The 20,068-nt window shown below is 61.8% G+C and carries 25 protein-coding genes and 1 pseudogene; 19 read left to right on the top strand and 7 right to left on the bottom strand.

The window, feature by feature from the left end; translation table 11 throughout:
* Nucleotides 1-23 precede the first annotated feature (23 nt).
* From AB0H22_RS14675 to nusB, 3 genes are read left to right on the top strand one after another with little or no spacing between them, the layout of a single operon-like run.
* Nucleotides 24-1,169, top strand: coding sequence for a Xaa-Pro peptidase family protein (locus tag AB0H22_RS14675; protein ID WP_358147077.1), 1,146 nt, complete (start codon nucleotides 24-26; stop codon nucleotides 1,167-1,169).
* A gap of 13 nt (nucleotides 1,170-1,182) precedes the next feature.
* Nucleotides 1,183-1,746 (top strand): elongation factor P, encoded by a 564-nt coding sequence (gene efp / locus AB0H22_RS14670; RefSeq protein WP_180747746.1) that lies wholly within the window; start codon nucleotides 1,183-1,185, stop codon nucleotides 1,744-1,746.
* Nucleotides 1,739-2,200, top strand: a complete 462-nt coding sequence (gene nusB, locus AB0H22_RS14665) for a transcription antitermination factor NusB (RefSeq protein ID WP_358147076.1) — start codon at nucleotides 1,739-1,741, stop codon at nucleotides 2,198-2,200. Before efp ends, nusB begins: the two co-directional genes overlap by 8 nt.
* 28 nt (nucleotides 2,201-2,228) lie before the next feature.
* Here nusB and AB0H22_RS14660 read toward each other — a convergent pair whose 3' ends face one another.
* The 4 genes from AB0H22_RS14660 to AB0H22_RS14645 all read right to left on the bottom strand — a co-directional run bounded on the left by AB0H22_RS14660 (nucleotide 2,229) and on the right by AB0H22_RS14645 (nucleotide 5,983).
* Nucleotides 2,229-3,326, bottom strand: coding sequence for a PDR/VanB family oxidoreductase (locus AB0H22_RS14660; protein WP_358147455.1), 1,098 nt, complete (start codon nucleotides 3,324-3,326; stop codon nucleotides 2,229-2,231).
* Nucleotides 3,327-3,385: 59 nt separating this feature from the next.
* A complete protein-coding gene (locus AB0H22_RS14655) occupies nucleotides 3,386-4,264 on the bottom strand; it encodes a metal-dependent hydrolase (RefSeq protein ID WP_358147075.1) in 879 nt (292 codons plus the stop codon).
* A gap of 223 nt (nucleotides 4,265-4,487) precedes the next feature.
* Nucleotides 4,488-5,075: a hypothetical protein gene (locus AB0H22_RS14650; protein WP_358147074.1), complete on the bottom strand. Its 588-nt coding sequence runs from the start codon at nucleotides 5,073-5,075 to the stop codon at nucleotides 4,488-4,490.
* Nucleotides 5,075-5,983: an alpha/beta hydrolase gene (locus AB0H22_RS14645; protein ID WP_358147072.1), complete on the bottom strand. Its 909-nt coding sequence runs from the start codon at nucleotides 5,981-5,983 to the stop codon at nucleotides 5,075-5,077. Before AB0H22_RS14645 ends, AB0H22_RS14650 begins: the two co-directional genes overlap by 1 nt.
* 138 nt (nucleotides 5,984-6,121) lie before the next feature.
* Here AB0H22_RS14645 and AB0H22_RS14640 point away from each other — a divergent pair, with 138 nt between their 5' ends.
* Nucleotides 6,122-6,724: a TetR/AcrR family transcriptional regulator gene (locus tag AB0H22_RS14640; protein ID WP_358147071.1), complete on the top strand. Its 603-nt coding sequence runs from the start codon at nucleotides 6,122-6,124 to the stop codon at nucleotides 6,722-6,724.
* Nucleotide 6,725: 1 nt separating this feature from the next.
* Here the strand turns inward: AB0H22_RS14640 and AB0H22_RS14635 are convergent, their stop codons facing one another.
* Complete coding sequence (locus AB0H22_RS14635; RefSeq protein ID WP_358147069.1) at nucleotides 6,726-7,154, bottom strand: nitroreductase family deazaflavin-dependent oxidoreductase; 429 nt, start codon at nucleotides 7,152-7,154, stop codon at nucleotides 6,726-6,728.
* 56 nt (nucleotides 7,155-7,210) lie between these two features.
* Here AB0H22_RS14635 and AB0H22_RS14630 point away from each other — a divergent pair, with 56 nt between their 5' ends.
* The 11 genes from AB0H22_RS14630 (at nucleotide 7,211) to AB0H22_RS14580 (ending at nucleotide 16,535) form a co-directional block, all read left to right on the top strand.
* On the top strand, nucleotides 7,211-7,366 hold the full coding sequence (locus AB0H22_RS14630) for a hypothetical protein (RefSeq protein ID WP_180747738.1): 156 nt from the start codon (nucleotides 7,211-7,213) through the stop codon (nucleotides 7,364-7,366).
* Nucleotides 7,367-7,507: 141 nt separating this feature from the next.
* A complete protein-coding gene (locus AB0H22_RS14625; RefSeq protein WP_255485541.1) occupies nucleotides 7,508-8,239 on the top strand; it encodes an SDR family oxidoreductase in 732 nt (243 codons plus the stop codon).
* Between the two features lie 199 nt (nucleotides 8,240-8,438).
* Complete coding sequence (locus AB0H22_RS14620) at nucleotides 8,439-9,320, top strand: AfsR/SARP family transcriptional regulator (protein ID WP_358147068.1); 882 nt, start codon at nucleotides 8,439-8,441, stop codon at nucleotides 9,318-9,320.
* 168 nt (nucleotides 9,321-9,488) lie between these two features.
* Nucleotides 9,489-10,766 (top strand): beta-ketoacyl-[acyl-carrier-protein] synthase family protein, encoded by a 1,278-nt coding sequence (locus AB0H22_RS14615; RefSeq protein ID WP_180747735.1) that lies wholly within the window; start codon nucleotides 9,489-9,491, stop codon nucleotides 10,764-10,766.
* Entirely contained in the window at nucleotides 10,763-11,974 is a 1,212-nt protein-coding gene (locus tag AB0H22_RS14610) for a ketosynthase chain-length factor (protein WP_358147067.1), read from the top strand. Before AB0H22_RS14615 ends, AB0H22_RS14610 begins: the two co-directional genes overlap by 4 nt.
* Nucleotides 11,975-12,002: 28 nt before the next feature.
* Entirely contained in the window at nucleotides 12,003-12,260 is a 258-nt protein-coding gene (locus AB0H22_RS14605) for an acyl carrier protein (RefSeq protein ID WP_180747733.1), read from the top strand.
* On the top strand, nucleotides 12,257-13,210 hold the full coding sequence (locus tag AB0H22_RS14600) for an aromatase/cyclase (protein ID WP_180747732.1): 954 nt from the start codon (nucleotides 12,257-12,259) through the stop codon (nucleotides 13,208-13,210). The genes AB0H22_RS14605 and AB0H22_RS14600 overlap by 4 nt, the downstream gene beginning before the upstream one ends.
* Nucleotides 13,207-14,145, top strand: coding sequence for an MBL fold metallo-hydrolase (locus AB0H22_RS14595; protein ID WP_358147066.1), 939 nt, complete (start codon nucleotides 13,207-13,209; stop codon nucleotides 14,143-14,145). The genes AB0H22_RS14600 and AB0H22_RS14595 overlap by 4 nt, the downstream gene beginning before the upstream one ends.
* Nucleotides 14,133-15,371 (top strand): FAD-dependent oxidoreductase, encoded by a 1,239-nt coding sequence (locus AB0H22_RS14590; RefSeq protein WP_180747731.1) that lies wholly within the window; start codon nucleotides 14,133-14,135, stop codon nucleotides 15,369-15,371. Before AB0H22_RS14595 ends, AB0H22_RS14590 begins: the two co-directional genes overlap by 13 nt.
* A 2-nt stretch (nucleotides 15,372-15,373) precedes the next feature.
* The gene (locus AB0H22_RS14585; RefSeq protein ID WP_358147065.1) at nucleotides 15,374-16,147 is read left to right on the top strand and encodes an alpha/beta fold hydrolase; all 774 of its coding nucleotides are present in this window, start codon (nucleotides 15,374-15,376) and stop codon (nucleotides 16,145-16,147) included.
* A complete protein-coding gene (locus AB0H22_RS14580) occupies nucleotides 16,134-16,535 on the top strand; it encodes a lipocalin-like domain-containing protein (protein WP_358147064.1) in 402 nt (133 codons plus the stop codon). Before AB0H22_RS14585 ends, AB0H22_RS14580 begins: the two co-directional genes overlap by 14 nt.
* Here the strand turns inward: AB0H22_RS14580 and AB0H22_RS14575 are convergent.
* Nucleotides 16,532-17,320, bottom strand: a complete 789-nt coding sequence (locus AB0H22_RS14575) for an SDR family NAD(P)-dependent oxidoreductase (protein WP_180747728.1) — start codon at nucleotides 17,318-17,320, stop codon at nucleotides 16,532-16,534. The two genes, AB0H22_RS14580 and AB0H22_RS14575, sit on opposite strands and share 4 nt — an antisense overlap.
* A gap of 102 nt (nucleotides 17,321-17,422) precedes the next feature.
* On the opposite strand from AB0H22_RS14575, the pseudogene AB0H22_RS14570 reads away from it, so the two are divergent.
* The 4 genes and pseudogenes from AB0H22_RS14570 to AB0H22_RS14555 form a co-directional block, all read left to right on the top strand.
* Nucleotides 17,423-17,851, top strand: a pseudogene (locus tag AB0H22_RS14570) (nuclear transport factor 2 family protein); the annotation flags it as partial.
* 72 nt (nucleotides 17,852-17,923) lie between these two features.
* Nucleotides 17,924-18,520, top strand: coding sequence for a malonic semialdehyde reductase (locus AB0H22_RS14565; protein ID WP_358147452.1), 597 nt, complete (start codon nucleotides 17,924-17,926; stop codon nucleotides 18,518-18,520).
* A gap of 19 nt (nucleotides 18,521-18,539) precedes the next feature.
* Nucleotides 18,540-19,490 carry an ACP S-malonyltransferase gene (locus tag AB0H22_RS14560; RefSeq protein ID WP_358147063.1) on the top strand — a complete coding sequence of 317 codons (951 nt, stop codon included), beginning with the start codon at nucleotides 18,540-18,542 and terminating at the stop codon, nucleotides 19,488-19,490.
* Nucleotides 19,491-19,505: 15 nt separating this feature from the next.
* A complete protein-coding gene (locus tag AB0H22_RS14555; protein ID WP_358147061.1) occupies nucleotides 19,506-19,946 on the top strand; it encodes a MarR family transcriptional regulator in 441 nt (146 codons plus the stop codon).
* Nucleotides 19,947-19,969: 23 nt separating this feature from the next.
* On the opposite strand, the gene AB0H22_RS14550 is transcribed toward AB0H22_RS14555, so the two are convergent.
* Nucleotides 19,970-20,068: hypothetical protein (locus AB0H22_RS14550; RefSeq protein WP_358146683.1), on the bottom strand; the 99-nt coding region annotated here is incomplete at its 5' end.

The following is a 20,068-nucleotide window of genomic DNA, read 5'->3' as shown; positions in this document are numbered from 1 at the left end:
GTATCGCGGTAGCGTCGACACCTGTGAAGAGTGATGAGCAGCTTGCGCGAAGAACCTCGGGTGCGGCCCTCAGCCATATCGACCGCAGAGAGCGGCTGCGCGAGGGGCTGCGCGCCGATGGGCTCGATGCGCTCTTGGTCACCGATTTGATCAATATTCGCTATCTGACGGGTTTTACCGGGTCCGCTGCCGCGCTGTGGGTGGCTGCCGATGATGACAGGTCGAGGGAGGACGCCACCGTGCTGTGCACCGACGGCCGGTACCGCACCCAGGCCGCCGCGCAGGTGCCCGATCTGCGCGCTCTGATCGACCGCAAGTACGGCGCGGCGTTGGTTGCAATGGCCGGTTCGAGCCGAGCCGGGCGTGCGGGATTCGAAAGCCATGTGGTGACCGTCGACGGATTCGACAAGCTGGAGCAGGCGTCTGGGGATGTTGAGTTCGTAAGGGCACCGAACCGCGTCGAGAAGCTGCGTGAGGTGAAAGACGATTCCGAGGTGCTCTTACTCGAAAGGGCTTGTGCCGCTGCCGATACTGCATTGTCAGCGTTGATCGACACCGGCGGGATTCGGCCTGGGCGTACCGAGCGTGAAGTGGCACGCGACTTGGAGAACCTCATGTGCGAGCACGGGGCCGATGGCCCGTCCTTCGAAACAATCGTCGCTGCCGGATCACACTCGGCGATCCCGCATCACCGGCCCACCGACGCAGTGTTGGCCGCCGGCGACTTCGTCAAACTCGACTTCGGTGCGTTGGTGGGCGGGTACCACTCGGATATGACCAGAACCCTTGTGCTGGGTTCGGTGGCCCCCTGGCAGCGCGAGATCTACGACTTGGTGCTGGCCGCGCAGGGGGCGGGGCGGCAGGCACTCGCGCCCGGGGTGGCACTGAAGGATGTGGATGCCGCCGCGCGCGATCTCATCGCAGCTGCCGGATACGGCGAGAACTTTGGCCACGGCCTTGGGCACGGGGTGGGTTTGCAGATCCACGAAGCACCAGGCATCGGATCCGGAACCACCGGTACACTGCTTGCTGGCTCGGCGGTGACAGTCGAGCCAGGGGTCTACCTGCCCGACCGGGGCGGAGTCCGGATCGAGGACACGCTCGTGGTGCGGCCCGACGGGCCGGAGCTGTTGACCCGGTTCCCCAAGGAACTCACCGTCATTAACTGAGGAGACAAAAGACGTGGCTTCAACCGCCGATTTCAAGAACGGCCTGGTGCTCAACATCGATGGTCAGCTGTGGCAGATCATCGAGTTCCAGCACGTGAAGCCAGGTAAAGGTCCGGCATTCGTGCGGACCAAGATCAGGAACGTGCTCACGGGCAAGGTCATCGACAAGACGTTCAATGCCGGTGTCAAGGTGGAGACCGCGACGGTCGACCGCCGCGACACCACCTACCTGTACCGCGATGGTGACTCTTTCGTCTTCATGGACAGCCAGGATTTCGAACAGCACCCGCTGTCACCGGAACTTGTGGGCGACGCATCCCGCTTCCTGCTAGAGGGCATGACCGTCCAGGTGGCGTTCAACGAGGGTGCCGCGCTGTACATCGAGCTCCCGACCACCGTCGAACTCGAAGTAAGCCACACCGATCCAGGCCTGCAGGGCGACCGCTCCAGTGCCGGCACCAAGCCGGCGACCATGGAAACCGGTGCAGAAATCCAGGTTCCACTGTTCATCAACACCGGTGACCGGCTCAAGGTCGACTCTCGCGATGGCAGCTATCTCGGCCGCGTGAATGGCTGATACCGGCAAGCCCGCAAAGGGTGGTCGCCGCAAGGCGCGCAAGCGGGCCGTGGACCTGCTGTTCGAAGCCGAAGCACGGGATATGACGGCTGCGGACGTCGCCGACGAGCGCAAAGCCTTGGCCAAGTCCAAGCCCGAGATAGAGCAGCTCAATTCCTATGCCGTCACAGTGGCCTATGGAGTGACGGAGCACGCCACCCATATCGACGAGCTCATCTCCTCGCATCTGCAGGGCTGGACGCTGGCCCGACTGCCCGCGGTGGACCGCGCCATCATGCGCGTGGCCGTCTGGGAACTGCTGCACGCTCAGGATGTTCCCGAGGTCGTCGCCGTCGACGAGGCGGTCGAGCTGGCCAAACAGCTCTCTACCGATGAGTCACCCGCCTTCGTGAACGGAGTGCTGGGCCAGCTGATGCTCGTGACCCCGCATATCCGGGGTAACGCAACGCCGTAGGCCGATAATCGGCGCCCGCTCTAGGCCGTCAGAGGTCGATGGTGAGCTCGCCGTTGCCCGAGCGGTCGGCGCAGCGGGATACACAAGTCAGCATGGCCCCCACGCCTCGTTCGGAGGCGGTGAGCAAGGTGTCGCGGTGGTCGACTGCACCTGAAACGACTTTCACCTCGCAGGTTCCGCAGAAGCCTTGTTTGCAGGAGTACGCAGCGTTCGGAGCGCGCCGCAGAATCGCCGCGAGCGCGCTCTCGTCGGCGGCCACAGGGATCCGTTCGCCGCTGCGGGCCAGGACGACCGTGAATGCGGCTCCATCCACTACCGGTGGGGCCGAGAACCGTTCGTAGTGCAGTTCGACATCGTCGCGGTCGATCAATGCTGTGCGCATGAGCTCGAGCATCGGTATCGGACCACAGCAGTACACCGCGGTGGCCCCGGGAATATCCCCGAGAAGATCTGTGGCGGTGGGCAAGCCGTGCTCGTCGTCGGTACGTACGGTGATCTTGTCCCCGAAGATCTTGAGTTCGTCGAGGAATGGGATCGAGTCGCGGCTACGCCCGGTGTAGACCATCGACCAATCCAGCCCGAGCCGTTCTGCGGTCATCAGCATCGGCAGTATCGGCGTGATGCCGATTCCGCCGGCCACAAACCTGAGGCGGTGTGCGGGGGACCCGTGGCCGGGCACGGCCATCGGCAGTCCGTTTCTCGGCCCCTTGACCCTTATCAGGGACCCGGTACGCAGCGTGTCGTGCACCTCGATTGAGCCCCCGCCACCGTCGGGCACCCGGCGCACTGCGATTCGGTAGCTGTCGCGGGTGGCAGGATCGCCGCAGAGCGAGTACTCCCGCATGCGGCCGGACTCCAGTAGCAAGTCCAGATGCGCGCCGGCCGTCCATGGCTCCAGCTCACCGCCGTCCGCGGCGGACAGGGTCAGTGCGACGACGTTCTCGTCTTGTGCGACAACCTCTCGCCGGATGACTCTCAGGGTGCGTATCCGGTTGACCTCACGGGTTTCTCCGGTCTTGGCCAGCCGCGCGAACAGACTGAGCCATGCCTTGGCCGCGGTGCCACCGACTACGAGCAGCGGATCGCGCGAGTATTTTCCGCGTAGATCTGGGGGAGTCTTCGCGATCTCGGTGTCCGCAGGAAGGAAGTACGACCCGCCGGGGTGTGTTGCTGTGGTGCCTGTGCTCACAATGCGGCGCTTCTCGCGCCGGGCGAGGCCGCCAGGTAGGCGACCGCCTGAGCGGTGGAGCCAACCTCCTCGGGATGGAAGCTGGGCCGGAAATAACTGAGCGTTGAGGTGACCAAGAAGCCGAGCCTGGGTAACAAACCACGGCGCGCGGCCCTGAAGTACTCGATCCAGATCCGGGGATAGGAGTAGTTGATGGACGGATCCTCGCGAAGGATCAAGAGCGCACCGCGATGGACCAACACGGATAGTCCGATAATCGACAAAATCATGGCCCGGCATCGCTGGAAATAGCTGGCGTTGAAGTAGTTCGCAACATCGTGAGCCACGCTGCGGTGTTCCATCTCCTCCGCGCCGTGCCACCGCAGAATGTCGGTCATCGTCGGGTCGGCACCGTGTTCGGTCCAGGTGGCATTCAGGGCGAAATCTCCGAGCACTGCCGTGTAATGCTCGATGGCCGCGATCAACCACAGGCGCTGAATCAGGTCGTTATAGCGCACCCGCGCCGATCGTGTTTGCCTGGGCGCCAGCACCTTACGGAACAGGTATTCGGCATGACGCAGGTAGGGCGCGGTGTTGATGCCGCGCGCCTCGAGGAAGTCGCCGACTGCCTTGTCATGCACCTCGGCATGCATGGCCTCCTGGCCGATGAAGCCGCGCATATCGTGAGCGAGCTTCTCGTCCTTGACGTATGGCAATGCTTCAGCAAACGCCTCGCAGAACCATCGTTCCCCTTCGGGGACCATGATGTGCAACACGCTGAGCGTGTTGGAAGCGGAGGGCTCGTTCGGAATCCAGTGCAACGGGGTGTCACTCAAATCGAACGAAACATTCCGGGCACGTATCGTGATGCCCTGTGGCTCATGAATCGATGTCATGAAAAACGCCTTTCAACACTGAAAAAGCGACCGGAGTGACATTCTTCACTCGAATTGAACAAACGGTAACATGGCGGGCGCACTAGATCACTGGTCGGTTGTGTCACATCCGTCGGGATGTGGTGCCCTACGTCACATCTCTGTGCGCCAGTCGGCCCGATACCTCCACGGTGCTGGTCGTAGCTATTAGTTGACGATGGCAGGCGGCGCACGAGACGGGGATCTAGGCGAGTGTTCCTTCGGCTTTGTAGTACTGCCGCGCGGGGAACCAGAATGCGGCGAGGAAAGCGACCGAGGCCAGAAGCAGCAACATGTCTTGGTAGTGGTGGTGAGACTGCCCCGTCATGGTCAGCGTCATGAACGTCATCCCGAGCCAGTGGGCGAGATTACCACCGATGGTGAAGTCCAGGAAGGTCTTGTTGGCCTGAGGTTTTCGTGCCGCGACGAGCAGAAAAATCGCCCATGCGACGTAGATGCTCTCGAGCATGACTTCGGGGACGTTGTTTCCATGTCCCCAGGCGAACACATGGAACAGGGCATTTCCCACTTGCTCAAGTTGTGGGATGCCGAGCTTCTCGGCGTATATGCGGCCGAGGTCCTCGGGGTGCTGGCTGGCCGACGCGAACAGCATGAACGACCAGATGCCGAGGTGAAACAGCGCGAACAGGCTGATGGCCAGCGGCAGCCAGCTTGCGGCGAAGGCGCCGAAACTGCTGCGGGAGGTCCCAGATCCGGCCAGCGCGAAGTCTCCTTTGTATACATCGAAGAATCGGGCTGCGTTCTTCTTTATGTCTTGTCCCTGAGTTGCCATCAACGGACGGCTTCGATTGGCGCGGATGCAGACTGCGTTTCGCTGCGGTCTCCGCGTTCCAGCAGGGGGCGCAGGAAACTGGCAACGGCGGCTTCGGTTTCCGTGGCGTGGGTGATGAGGGGCCAGTGGCCGGCCTTGTCCAGGATGACCAGTCGCGCCGACGGGAACGCGTCCAACTGCTGATAGGCGTGTTTGACGGGCAGGAAGTGATCGCGCGCACCCCATATCACCAACGCCGGAATATCGTGCTGGTGGAACAGGTATGCGAGGGCGTCGCCGAACTCTCCGAGGTGGTGTGATGCGCGGTACAGACGCAACACGGCGTCGCGTGTGCCTGCATCGAAATCGTCTGCCATATGTGCCAGGAAGTCGGCGGGCAGCCGGGCGGGCGCCGACTTGAGGGCGTAGCCGTACTGGATAACGAGTTTGAACGCCGTGGTCGTGGTCAGCCGCATCATTAGTTCACCGACGCCTCGGGTGAGCCACAGCCGGGCGGGCCAGTGCCAGCGGTGTTCGTAGACCGAGCCGGTGTTCATCAAGGTGATCGATGCGACTTGGTCCAGATGGGCGGCGGCCCAGGTCAGTCCCCAAAGACCACCAAAGTCATGCAGCACCAAGTGCACATTGGTGATGTCCAGCGCCGACAGTGCGCCGTCGAGGTGGGTGGCATGCCCTACGGCGCTCTGCCGGAAGTTGGACGGCTTGTCCGCCTGTCCGAACCCGGGCATGTCCAGGGCAACAGTCCGGGCGTGATCGCCAAACGCTGCCAGCAATCCACGAAAGTCGTGTGAGGAACCGGGATTTCCGTGGATGAAGACCACAGCGGTCCGGCCGCGATCTGGTCCGGCAAGCAGCACCGGAGATCGCACCCCGTCGACGATAACTTCGCTTGTTCGTAGCTCTGCCACGTTCTCTCCTCGATGAATGGATACGGCGCGCATTGCCTCAGCTGGGCCGGTTTCGAGAATCTAACATATGGTAGATACCATAATCTATATACTGATTCCGCTTCCGCATGGACCGGAAGCGGAAGGGGCGATTGACCAGTGGTTATCGCAAAGGCCGCGCCGCAGCCGGGCAAGGGTCAGACCAAGCAGCGGATGCTGCATGCAGCCGTCGAGCTGATGACCGAGCGGAGTGCGGCCGGGGTCACCGTCGACGAGGTGATCGCCCGGAGCGGCGCACCGCGCGGATCGGTCTACTACTACTTTCCGGATGGGCGTGCACAGCTGCTCGCCGAGGCGCTTGAGCTGGCAGGCAAGATCACTGCGGCGACGATCACCGATGCGTTCGCGGAAGGCGCGACCAGCGGAATAGACCGTTACGTCAAGTACTGGACCGCGATCCTGCAGCACAAGGACTTCGGGGCCAGCTGCCCGATCGCCTCGGCCGCTATTGGCGGCGGCGACATCGATGGAAGTCTCATCCCTCAGGCAGACATCATCTTTCAGACGTGGCAGGACTTGATTGCATCCGGTCTTGTCGACATGGGAATTTCACAGAAGCGCGCGGCCGGGCTGGCCACCCTGATAGTCACATCGATCGAGGGCGGCCTGATACTGGCGCGCGCCAACCGTGATACTGCGCCGCTGCAGAGGGTTCAGGACGAGCTCGAACAGGTTCTGCAACAGGCGCTTAACGAGAAATAGGTTAGCTGAACCGGATCTCGAACACTGGGATCAGGCGATCGGTGGCTGTCTCATAGCCGGCAAATCCCGGTGCGCGCTGTTTGACGATTTCGTACACGCGGTCGCGCTCGGCACGAGGGAGTTCGACTGCGGTGGCAGCGGTGATCGGGTTGGCCCCGATTTCGACCTTGACATCGGGGTTGGCGCGGATATTTACGACCCAGGCCGGATTGCCCGGTCTGCCCGCGGCGGAGCCGACGATGTAGGCCTTACCGTCGATATCGAAGTACGCCAACGGATTTACCCGCTGGGCGCCGGATTTGGCACCGATGCTCGTCAGAAGCAGCAGTGGAAAACCTTCGAACTGGCCGCCCACTGTGCCGCCGTTCGCCCGGAATTCGGCGATGTTGTTTTCGTTGAATGATCGTTCGGTATCCAAAGGTTCGGTCATCGTTGTCTCGCTTCTCTCGGCGACAGGTTGAGCCTAGTGGCACATCCTGAGCCGAGATGAGCAACGTGAAGGATTCCAGTCGAGGTGCGGTGCAGGTGAATGATGTCCGGCGCCTACGCCGGTCGGCGGTCGAGGCGTTGCAGCGCGAGCGGATCGGGCAGAGCGAACCACCCGGTCGGGGAATCGTGCTGGTCCGGCAGGGGAGTGGGTAGCACGCACCCTACTGACCTGCCGAAAGTAACAACCTCGGGGCCGTAACACCGGCGGAAAGCACTTGAGTGGTTCTTGAGTTATCGAAGAGACATTGGACGCGACAACTGCGGAGGAAACTAAGAACCCAAGGACGGGGCGTTATGCGGGGTCGGGTTGTTCTCGTTACCGGATCCTCGAGAGGGATCGGGTTGGCGACTGCGCGCCTTGCCAAGGCCGCCGGAGCCGAGGTGGTTCTGCACGGACGCACCGCTTCTACCGCGCTCCGGCGGGAAGCGGCTGATATGGACGTGCGGTACATCGTCGCTGATGTCGGCAATCACGAGGAGGTCAGCAGCGCGGTTGAGGAAGTCGTCCGTACTCATAGCCGTATCGACTCCCTGGTGAACTGTGCTGGGGTGGCCAGCCCCCGTGCGTTCGCGGAGCTGACTAGACGGGACTGGGATCAGCACCTGACGGCGAATCTGATTGGGGTATTTAACTTTTGCCAAACGGCGGCCCCGTATATGCCGCGCGATGGCAGCGCGAGAATCGTGAACGTCTCGTCCATGCGGGGGAACTTGTCGATGGCCACCGCGCGAGGGATGGCCTACTCGGCGTCGAAGGCTGCATTGAATAGTTTCACCGTGGCGCTCGCGAAGGAGCTCGCACCGGAAATTCTGGTCAATGGTCTGGCTCCGGGCCTCATCGAGACCGATCTGGTCGCCGGACTAAACCCGCTGAGCCGTGCGGAAGCCGAATCGTCATTGCTCGGCCGAATAGGGACCCCTTCAGAAATAGCAGAGATGCTGGTATTTCTCGCGAGCGAAAAAGTCAGCTATATGACCGGCCAGATCATTACTGCCGATGGCGGCACGGAACTAGGCAACAAATAAGGATCGAGTCTGTCATGTGTAACGCGGCTTATCGCATCGGATCATCGATATCATACGAAGTTAATCGTACGGTAACGCATGCGCTAAGCGGTCACGCGCGTACCCAGTTAGGCTGGGAAGAACCTGAGAGGTTTTAGAAACAATAAATCGGAAGCACACTGACGTGCCCCTGAATGGTATCACGCGGAGGTAGTGCAGAATGGTTGTACGTGCAGACGCTAATATTCTTGGTCCATTGTCATTGACCGCTTCTCTTTCATCGGGCGAGCGGGACGCGACGCCATCGGCAAAAAAACAACGTCAAGTTCTTGCGATGCTGCTGGCTCGGACTGGGCGTTTTGTTCCAGCGGCCGTACTTATCGACGAATTATGGGACGATGAGCCACCCAAGAGTGCAACGACAGTGGTGCAGACCTATATCCTCAGTATACGCAAGACTATAGCCAAAGAATTTGACATGAGTGTGGCCCAGGTTGCCTCGTCCATGTTGCAGACAAAAAACATGGGCTACCTGTTCAGCCCCCAAGATATTAACCTTGACCTGCGTAAATACCAAAGTCTGATCGAATCGGCGCGGTGCGCCAAGGAGTCGGGAAACGATCATCAGGCCGTCCTGTTGTACGTAAACGCCGAAAAGACATGGACCGGTCCCGCGTTTGTTGATATCGAAGTCGGACGACTCCTGGCATCAGAGAAGGATCAGGTGGAATGTATATTTCTAGCCAATTTGGAATTGCGCATTGAGGCTCAATTACGTCTCGAAAGGTATCGGGAAGCGGCGATTGATCTTGCGCTTTGGGTATCTCGGTTCCCGTATCACGAGCGACTGTATGCGTACTATATGTATGCATTGTGTCTGGCGGGCTGGCGGGATAAGGCGCTCGGGGTATTCCAGCTGGCGAGAAAAACGTTGGCTGCAGGGCTCGGACTGGAACCCTGTGTGAAATTGCAGCGACTGCACGGCGATATTTTGGCCTCGTCCGATGACACCGTAGCCGAGCGAATGAAAACCGAACATGGCCGGTTCCTTACCGGGCTAATTCCGCATACCGTCACGGGGCTGACGTCTCAGGTTTCCTGATAAGAAAATCGCCACAGCTAAATCCACCAGCAATGCTGGTGGATTTTTTTGGCCTTTTGCCCCGGCCGCGGCCGTTTGATCTCGAATACGACAGCTTGAGCCGTCTTTGAGTAGTGGCTCCCCACAATGTATCTGACATCAATACCGACACAAACTGAGAGGTGGGAGATGGAGCGAAGAGTAGTCATCACCGGCATCGGTGTACGCGCACCGGGTGGTCGCGGCGCCGACGAGTTCTGGAAACTGCTGGCCGCTGGACGCACCGCGACCCGAAGCATCTCCTACTTCGATGCGTCGCCGTATCGGTCTCGGATCGCCGGTGAGGCCGATTTCGACGCAGTGCAGGAGGGTTTGTCGCCCAAAGAGATTCGGCGCATGGACCGGGCCACCCAGTTCGCGGTGGTCTGCAGCCGCGAGGCCGTGGCCGATAGTGGACTGGATGTGAACACGCTCGACCCCTATCGACTTGGGGTAAGCCTGGGCAGTGCCGTGGCGGCGGCTACCAGCTTGGAGCAGGAGTACCTGGTGCTGTCGGATTCGGGGCGGAATTGGCTTTCGGACCCGAAAGCGGTGTCCCCCCACATGTTTGACTACATGATTCCTAGCGTGATGCCGGCCGAGGTGGCCTGGACGGTGGGGGCGCAGGGTCCGGTGACGATGGTGTCCAACGGGTGCACCTCGGGGCTGGACTCGGTAGGCCATGCCGTGGCGCTGATTCGTGAGGGCAGTGCCGACGTGATGCTTAGCGGCGCCGCGGACACCCCGATCACGCCGATCGTGGTGGCCTGCTTTGACGCGATTAAAGCCACCAGCACGCGTAATGACACCCCGGAAACCGGTTCTCGCCCCTTCGACGGTTCTCGCAACGGCTTTGTGCTGGCTGAGGGTGCGGCGATGTTCGTGCTGGAGGAGTTCGAACATGCACGGGCTCGTGGTGCGCAGATATATGCAGAGGTATCCGGATACGCCACCCGCTGCAACGCCTATCACATGACAGGGCTGAAGATCGATGGGCGGGAGATGGCCGAAGCCATCACCATTGCCCTAGACGAGGCACGGCTCGATCCGACCAAGATCGACTACATCAATGCCCACGGATCGGGTACCCGCCAGAATGACCGCCACGAAACGGCGGCATTCAAACGCAGTTTGGGCGAGCATGCGTATCGCACGCCGGTGAGCTCGATCAAGTCCATGGTGGGCCACTCCCTGGGGGCTATCGGGTCCGTCGAGATCGCTGCCTCGCTACTGGCGCTTAAGAACCAGGTTGTTCCGCCGACCGCGAATCTGCACGAGGCAGACCCGGAGTGCGATCTGGACTACGTCCCCATCACCGCACGCGATCACCACTTGGAGCATGTGCTCACCGTGGGCAGTGGATTCGGTGGATTTCAGACCGCGATGGTGCTGAGCCGTCCGGCCGAGATGTTGGGAGCATCGGCATGAAACGCGTATTGGTGACGGGTATGGGAGTGTTGGCCCCCAATGGTCTGGGTACCGAAAATTACTGGGAAGCCACAGTATCTGGGCATACCGGGATCTCGACTCTCGACAGATTCGATGTTTCCGGATATTCGAGCACCTTGGCGGGACAGCTCACTGATTTCAACGCCAAGGAGCTGCTGCCCGGACGGCTCCTTCCGCAGACCGATATCTCAACCCGGCTGGCCCTCGTGGCCGCGGAGTGGGCTCTGGGCGATGCCAAGGTGGATCCGGAGGAATTCACCGACTACGAGATGGGTGTGGTCACGTCGACTGCCTCGGGTGGCTTCGAGTTCACGCACCGGGAGTTCCAGAAGCTGTGGTCCCAGGGCTCGGAGCACGTCAGTGTGTACGAATCGTTTGCTTGGTTCTATGCCGTCAATACCGGCCAGATCTCGATTCGGCACGGAATGCGTGGCCCTAGTAGTGCTTTGGTGGCGGAGCAGGCCGGCGGGCTGGATGCTCTCGGACATGCGCGCCGTACGGTGCGGCGTGGTACCGCTCTGGTGGTCTCCGGAGGCGCGGATTCGGCTCTCGACCCATGGGGCTGGACCTCGCACATCTCGACCGGGAATGTCACCAGGGCGACTGATCCTGCGCAGGGATACCTGCCGTTCGATCAGCGGGCCAACGGATATGTGCCGGGCGAAGGGGGCTGCATCCTCATCTGCGAAGACGCGGATGCAGCGGAGGCGCGCAATGCCCCCAACATTCACGGTGAGATCGCTGGATATGCCTCCACCTTCGACCCGGCCCCGGGATCGGGTCTGCCTAGCGGACTGGCCCGTGCGGCCCAGATGGCGATCGCGGATGCTGGACTAACACCGACCGATATCGATGTGGTATTCGCCGACGCGGCCGGTGTGACCGGCGCCGACGCCGCGGAAGCAGCGGCCATCGCGGAGGTGTTCTCGCCATACGGCGTGCCGGTGACTGCGCCAAAGTCGATGACCGGCAGGCTCTATGCCGCTGGCGGGCCACTGGATGTGGCGACGGCACTGCTATCTCTGCGGGACGGAGTGGTCCCGCCCACTGTCGGTACCACCGATATTCCCGAGCGCTATCAGCTTGATCTTGTGCAGGGTCAACCACGTGAGGCGTCACTGTCGGCCGCCTTGATACTGGCGCGGGGCCGGTGGGGTTTCAACTCCGCCGTAGTCGTGCGTCGTTGAACACGAAAATCAGCAAAGGAGAAGAGAAATGGCCGAAGTAACGCTTGTTCAGCTGCATAAGATCCTGGTTGCCTGCGCCGGTGGCGAGGACGACAGCGAGATTAGTCCAGAGAGTGCGACGATTGAGTTCGAAGAACTCGGTTACGACTCCTTGGCCCTGATGGAAACCGCTGCCCGGCTGCAGCGGGAATACGGCGTGCATATAGCCGAAGAGGAGCTGGCTGACCTGACTACGCCGCAACAGATGCTGGATGTCATCAATACGCAGCTGGCCGGTGCGGCATGACTTCTCCGGTAACGCATACGTTGACGCACTCGCGAGAGATAGCGGCCCCCGCAGAGGTGGTCTACTCGCTGGTGGCGGACGTGACCCGCTGGCCGGTTATCTTCGGCCCGACGGTGCACGTGGACCTGCTCGAGCGCAGCGACACTGGCGAGCGTTTTCATATCTGGGCGACAGTCAATGGTTCGGTGCGAGATTGGGTATCGCGGAGGAGCTTTGATCCACAGGCCAAGCTCGTCGAGTTCGCCCAGGAGCGCAGTGCAGCGCCCATTACGTCGATGGGTGGGAGCTGGAGGTTCACAGATCTGCCCGGTGGGTACACCAAAGTGGTGCTGGACCATCACTTCACGGTGGCAGGCGATGATGCCGCTCAGGCCGCCATCATCAAGGCAGTCAATACCAATAGCGAAAAGGAGCTGACCGCATTGGGTCTGGTGGCCGAATGCGGTTACGTGCCTGGGGAAATCATCCATGTGTTCGAGGACACCGTGCAGCTGCCGGGAAGCGCATCCGACATCTACACGTTCGTAGAGCGCAGCGACTTGTGGCCGAAGCGGTTACCGCATGTTGGACGGGTCGACCTGGTCGAGACCGCGGATGGCGTGCAGGACATGGAGATGGACACCGTCACCACAGATGGCAGCAGTCACACCACCCGGTCGGTGCGACTGTGCTTCAGCCCGAACAAGATTGTGTACAAACAACAACTACCGCCAGCGCTGCTGCTGGGACACAGCGGGGTGTGGGAGTTCACAGACGGTCCTGACGGCGCCGTCGCCACCTCCCGACACATGGTCGCCATCAATCCGGCGGCGATAGCCCCTGTGCTGGGTGCTGGCCAAGGTATTGGCGATGCTCAGCAATACTTGCGAAACGCGCTGGGTGCCAATAGCAAAGCTACCCTCGCCCATGCCGGGTACTGGGCAGAGTCTCTCGCGGAAAACCTCAGTTGACCTCCGGGCTGGCGGCACGGGGTACCGACCGGATCACCGAAATCGCGGACGGTGTCTACGCTTATCTGCAGTTGCCCGGGGGCTGGTGCCTCAGTAACTCGGGAATCGTGGCGAGTCCGGACGGCGCGGTCGTCGTCGACACCCTGGCCACGGAAAGCCGCAATCGGCGGCTGGTCGCGGCGGTTGACGGATTGGCTCCTGGCTCGCGACGCACCGTGGTCAACACTCACTTCCACGGCGACCATCATTTTGGCAATCACATGTTTGGCCCGCAGGCGATGATCATCGCTCATGAACGCGCCCGGATCGAGATGGACGAGGCGGGCCTTGCGCTAACCCAACTATGGCCCGAGGTCGAATGGGGAGATGTCAGAGTCACTTTGCCATCGGTGACCTTCTCCGATCGGCTCCAATTGCATATAGGGGACCGGACGGCCGAGTTGATTCATCTCGGCCCGGCGCACACCACCAACGACGCGGTGGTGTGGCTTCCGCAGGACAAGATTCTGTTCGCCGGTGACATCGTGCTTTCGGGTGCGACCCCGTTCAACCTGATGGGCTCGGTCGAGGGTGCGCTGCGTGTTATCGGTGAGTTGGCTCAGTTTGGTGCCGAGACCGTGGTCTGTGGTCATGGTCCGCTCACCGGGCCCGAGGTATTCGAGCAGACGATCGCGTACCTGACCTGGATCCAGCGTCTGGCGGCCGAGGGGTCTGCCGACGGCATTGGGCCCCTCGAAGCCGCTCGCCGTGCCGAGCTGGGCGATTTCGCGGGGCTGATCGACTCCGAACGGCTGGTGGGCAACCTGTACCGAGCCTATGCCGAACAGGGTGCGGAACCGCGAGACGGTGACATCGGGGCGCCGCTCGATGTGATCGCCGCGTTCGATGACATGGTCAGCTACAACGATGGCCAGGTGCCCGAATGCCTGGCGTAGCCGTCGACGTGTGTGTGATCGGCGGCGGTCCGGCCGGGCTGATGGCCGGTCTGCTGCTGGCCCGATTCGGTCTTGACGTCACCGTTCTGGAGAAGCATGCGGACTTTCTCCGTGACTTCCGTGGCGACACAGTGCACCCGTCAACTCTGCAGGCGATGGATGAACTGGGGCTGATCGACCAGTTTCTCGACCTTCCTCATGCCAAAGCTGAAACGCTACCGATAGCAACAGATTCCGGCCAGTTGCTCTTTGCGGACTTTCGGGGGCTACCCGGCAGGTACCGGTATCTCGCGTTCATGCCGCAGTGGGACGTACTGAACTTCATCGCCTCTGCCGCCCGCCGGTACCCGGGATTCAAACTGCTACAACAAGCTCAGGCCACGGAACTGATTCACGATGGCGAGGACGTGGTGGGTGTGCTCTGCAGCAGCCCCGACGGCCCGCTGCAGATCCGGGCCACACTGGTCATCGCCGCAGACGGACGGCGGTCACTCGTGCGGACCACCGGATCGCTTGACCTTGCGGCCTCCACGGCACCGATGGATGTGTTGTGGTTCCGGGTGAGTCGCGAGGCCGACGATGTGATTCCGGCGGTGCGCAGCGGCAGGGGCTATTTCATCGTTTGCCTCAACCGTCAACACTATTGGCAGGTCGCGTACATGATCCCCAAGGGCGGCTATGACCAGATTCGGCGTAATGGCCTCGAAGCACTGCAGGCAGCGATCGCCGGGATCTATCCGGCGTTCGCCGGCAGGCTGGCCGAGGAGCTATGCGATTGGAGCAGCTTTCATCTTCTAGACGTACGCGTGGACCGGCTGCGGCGCTGGTACCGGCCGGGCCTGCTGGCGATCGGCGATGCGGCACATGCCATGTCGCCCGCCGGTGGTGTCGGTATCAACCTCGCCGTGCAGGATGCCATCGCTGCGGCGCGCATACTGGGCCCGGTACTGGCTTCCGGCGCCAGGCCCTCGGTATCGCAGCTCGCTCGCGTGCAACGCCGCCGCCAGTATCCGGTGCGGGCAGTGCAGTGGGCGCAGTTGCATCTGCTGGCTGATCTCTATCCGACCGCTGGCCGTCCGCCCGCCGAGCGGCCGCTCCTGATACGGCTGATCCGGGCATTTCCCATGTTGCCCAGGCTTATCGCCCGGGTCATAGGTCAAGGCCTGCGGCCTGAACCCATACCCCCGCCGCTGGTGGGGGTGCAGTCAGAATCCATGGAGGCTTAGACATGACAACGTATGTATTGGTGCACGGCGCATTTCATGGCGGGTGGTGCTGGGAACGGCTGACCCCTGTGCTTGAGGCGTCCGGCCACGAGGTCTACGCGCCCTCGCTGACGGGGCTTGGCGACAGGGCCGGTGAACTGGGCCCGGACGTGGGTCTTGATGTTCACGTGAACGATATCGCCGGGCTGATCGAGGATGAGGACCTGACCGACGTCGTGCTGGTCGGGCACAGCTATGCCGGCGTCGTCGTGACGGCAGTCGCAGACCGAATCCCCTCCCGCATAGCCTTACTGGTGTATCTGGATACATTCGTCGCGCACGACGGTGAGGCCGTCGCCGACATCCTTCCGGTCAATGTTCAGGCTTTCGCGGATGCGGCGCAGGCCGAAGGTGACGGCTGGCGAGTGCCGGTGGCCGACATGCCTCCAGGGGTCGAGGGCTGCTACGGGGTAACCGACGAGCCCGATCTGAGCTGGTTGCGTTCGATGCAGAGCCCGCAGTCATTGCGCACCTTCACCGATGTCCTGCGGCTCGGCAATCCGGAACAGCTGCAGAGTGTCCCGCGGGTTCATATCCATTGTTCCGGTGGCGGCGAGGCATGGACGTCTCTGCGGAAGCAGTTGATGCCACGTTCCTATCCGCCGGCCGGTGAACCTGTGCGCGAACTGGAAACAGGCCATGACGCCATGATCACCAAACCTGACGAGTTAGCAGCGGCGCTAGATGATCTGGTGACGGCGCACGCCCGCAGCGGATCTGCTCATGCACGCCAGTGAGGCTGAGCCCGTCCGGCCCCGTGACTTCGTGGGGCAGTGGCGGCTGGAGTCCTATTACGACCTCGATGAGAATGGCGCCACTGGCGAGGGGCCACTCGGTCAATCGCCTATCGGTCTGCTCTACTACGGCGCCGAGGGCGCGCTGTCGGTAAGCATGATGCGCGGAGAGCAAGTGCCCGGCGCAGTCCCGTTCATGGGATACGCCGGGCACTGGCAGGTTGACGGACCGCTAGTACTGCACCGGATTACGGTCTGCTCCAACCCCGCCTGGGCCGGCACTGTGCAGACACGTCAGTACGACTTCGATGGCGATAAGCTGACGTTGATCGGCGCACTCCAGCAGGGCGGCAAGCAGCAGCGGCGCATACTTGCCTGGCGAAGGGCTTAGTAATTGCCCAGGCCGCCACAGACATTGAGGGCCTGAGCGGTCACCGCATTGGCGCCGGGGCTGATCAGGTAGTCGACCATGGCCGCTACCTCTTCGGTGTCCACATACCGGCCGATGGGCACACGAGCGGCGACCCGTTTACCTGCTTCCTCGGCGTCCACACCCCACAAGGTGGCGTAGGTTTCACGAACCCGCTCGGCCATCGGCGTCTCGACGAACCCGGGGCACACGGCGTTCACCGTGACACCGGTCTTAGCTAGTTCGAGCCCCAAAGCCTTGGTGAATCCCACCATCCCGTGCTTAGACGCCGAATACGGTGCGCCGTGCAGCACGCCCTGCTTACCTCCGGTCGAGGCGATGTTGATGATTCGCCCCCAGCCCTGGTCGAGCATCCCGCCGGTCGTGAGTGCCGCCTTGGTCATCAGGAAAACGCTGTTGAGGTTGGTGTTGATGACGTCGAACCACAGTTCGTCGGTGATGTCCTTGGTGATCCCGCCGCCGTTACGACCGGCATTGTTCACTAATATGTCAATCGGCCCAAAGCGATCCACAGCGGCGGCGACGTAGGCACGTATCTGCTCGGGCGAGGTGACATCGCAGGTCACCCCGTCGGCCTCGTAGCCGTCGTTCTGTAGTTGTTTGACTGTTTGGCTGAGTGACTCCTCGCTGCGAGCGCAGAGGAAGACCGCGAAATCCTGTTTCGCCAAGTGTTGCGCGATCGTCAAACCCATGCCGCTGGTCGCGCCGGTGATGAGAGCAACTTTACGAGTCGTTGTCGAAGTCATGAAGGTGACTATGCACGGCTCCGCTATAGCTCCGGTCAAGCCCGGGTGTAGTGCCCTTGACCGAGATTCGAGCTCTGCTAAGGAAACTGGCGACACCCGAAGGTGCCAGGCGAGGTGTATGAGACTAAGGAGCCGACCGTGACGACCGTTGACATCAGCACGAGCCTCTACATCGAGGTGCAGCAGTTCTACGCCAGACAGATGCAGCGACTCGACGCGCAGGACATCGAAGGTTATGCGGCGACCTTCACCGAGGACGCGATCTTCGACCACACCACCGCTCTACCGGCCAGTGTTACACGGACCGGAATCATCAACGACCTGTACGACTTCCGTGAGATGGGTAAGCACGATCCGGTGCAGAAACGGCACTACTTCTCGATGATCGACCTCGAATATATCGATACCGATGAGATTCGCTCCACCGTGTACTGCCTGGTGGTCAAGACCAGGCCGGGCAAGCCCGCGGAGGCGAACCCGAGTTGTGTGGTTCACGATGTGCTTGTCCGCGTCGATGGTGAGTTGCAGACCAAATCCCGTCATGTCAGATATGACAGCGATTCGCCACTACTGCAAGGGAAAACGGTACCTGAAGAGTCGCCGCTGGAAGGATATCTGGCCCTGCCCGCCGTCGCTCAGGACCTGCTTTTCCGTCAGGCTCGCACCGCCAACACCTTCACCGACGAGCCGGTCGCCGACGAGCAGATACAGGCCATCTACGAGCTGATCAAGTTCGCTCCGACGTCCATGAATCAGCAGCCGCTGCGAATTGTCTTGGTGCGTTCCGGGGAAGCGCGGTCACGGCTGGTCAAGCACATGCTTGGCGCTAATCAGGCCAAGACCCTCTCGGCCCCTTTGGTGGCAATTCTTGCTGCCGACTTGAACTTTCACGAGGAGCTGCCTACCCAGTTCCCGCATTTACCCGAAGCCAAGGACTACTTCGCCGATGCTGATGCGCGCGCCGCGTCGGCGAGAACCAATGCCTTGATCCAGGTTGGCTATTTCATCCTCGGTATCAGGGCCTCCGGGCTCGCGGCGGGACCGATGACGGGATTCGATGCCGGGGCCGTTGACCGAGAGTTCTTCCCCGATGGGGTGCACCAATCCTTGGCGGTGGTGAATATCGGCAAGCCCGGCCTGGATGCCTGGCACCCGCGGCTACCTCGCCTCGCCTACGTCGACGTCGTCACTTCGGTCTAGCAGATCTAGGAGGATGAACATGTTTGCAATGGTGATGCCAGGCCAGGGTGCTCAACGCAAAGGCATGATCGCGCCCTGGCTGGACGATGCCGGATCGGCCCGGATCGACGAATTCTCAGAGGCCGCGGACCTCGATCTGCGTTACTACGGCTCACTGGCCGAGAACGACGAGATTACCGACACCGCAATAGCTCAGCCACTCATCGTCGCCACCTCGCTGCTGGTGTTCGAACGGCTTCGCGATGAGCTGACGCTGCCGGACCCGCTGATTTTTGCCGGTCATTCGGTGGGGGAGCTGGCAGCCGCCGCGGCGGCTGGTGCCATGACCTCACGCGACGCCGTCCGGCTGGCCAGGCTCCGAGGGCTGGCGATGCGCCGTGCCTGCGACCACGAACCCACCGGTATGGCGGCAGTGGTAGGTGGTGGCCTGTGCGACGTTACCCGCGCGGTGGAGGAGCTCGGTCTGTTCGTGGCGAATGTGAACGGTCCCGGACAAGTGGTCGCGGCCGGCCGGCTCGACGAGCTAGATCACTTGCGGGCCAACCCTCCGGCCGACACCCAGGTGAAATTGCTCCCGGTGGCCGGGGCCTTCCATTCTCCGTATATGGCGTCCGCCGAGGCGGAATTCGGTGCCGCGTTGGAGAACACGCCCGTGGTGATGGCGCGGCACCCGCTGCTGTCGAACGCCGATGGCACGCTTGTCATCGGACCGCAGGATCTTAAACACCGGCTGGTCCGGCAGTTGACTCGTCAGGTGCGATGGGATCTTTGCGCCCGGTCGCTTCGTCAATACCGCGCAGATATTCGCGTCGAATTGGGTAAGGGCGCGCTCAGTGGGCTGACTCGCCGGGAAAGGCCGGCGCCGCAGGCAATTCAAGCATCGGCGCCGGAAACCGTCGCGTTGGTTCGGGAGGCTCTTACCCAGTGGGAGAACACGCCGGGACCTATCGGGCCTCGCCTGGCGTCGTGATAGCCAAGTCTCCTGGTGACATCGGCGGATAGCAGTGGACCGGGAGTGCCTCTCGGCTATTTACTCACCCGCACTGCAACACTCCTGCAGCGGCATGCGACCGTAGGGCTGGAACCTCTTGGCCTGTCACTGTCGGCCTTCATCTGTATGCAGATTCTGTACGCGGACCCTGGATCGTCCAACTCCCAGCTTGCACGTAAGGCACGCGTGAGCCGACAGGCGATGTTCGATGTGCTGCAGCAGCTTCAGGATGAGGGGCTTGTCACGCGGCCGGTATCCGCGGAACAGGGCCGGACGCTGCCCGCCTCACTCACCCGGCAAGGGCTGCAGCGTCTTGAAATGGCTCGCCAACAAGTCACCTGTGCAGAACATCGAGTAACGGCTGCCCTGACAGAAGTGGAGCGTGGGCAGCTTAAATCGCTTCTAGCGCAATTAAGTATGCCGACGTCCACATGATTGGTGTCCCCGGGAACGGCGGTTCAGAGTGGGATGTTTTTGTGGCGGCCGCGGCGGTTGGGGGCTTCGGCGAGTGCGCGGGTGAGGACGGCGCGGGTTTGTGAGGGTTCGATTTCTTCGTC

Source organism: Mycobacterium sp. NPDC050853, from assembly GCF_040653875.1.
In the GTDB taxonomy this organism is placed as follows: Bacteria; Actinomycetota; Actinomycetes; order Mycobacteriales; family Mycobacteriaceae; genus Mycobacterium.
The sequence above is the reverse complement of the archived record's forward strand: the minus strand, read 5'-3'. Positions and strand labels throughout refer to the sequence as shown.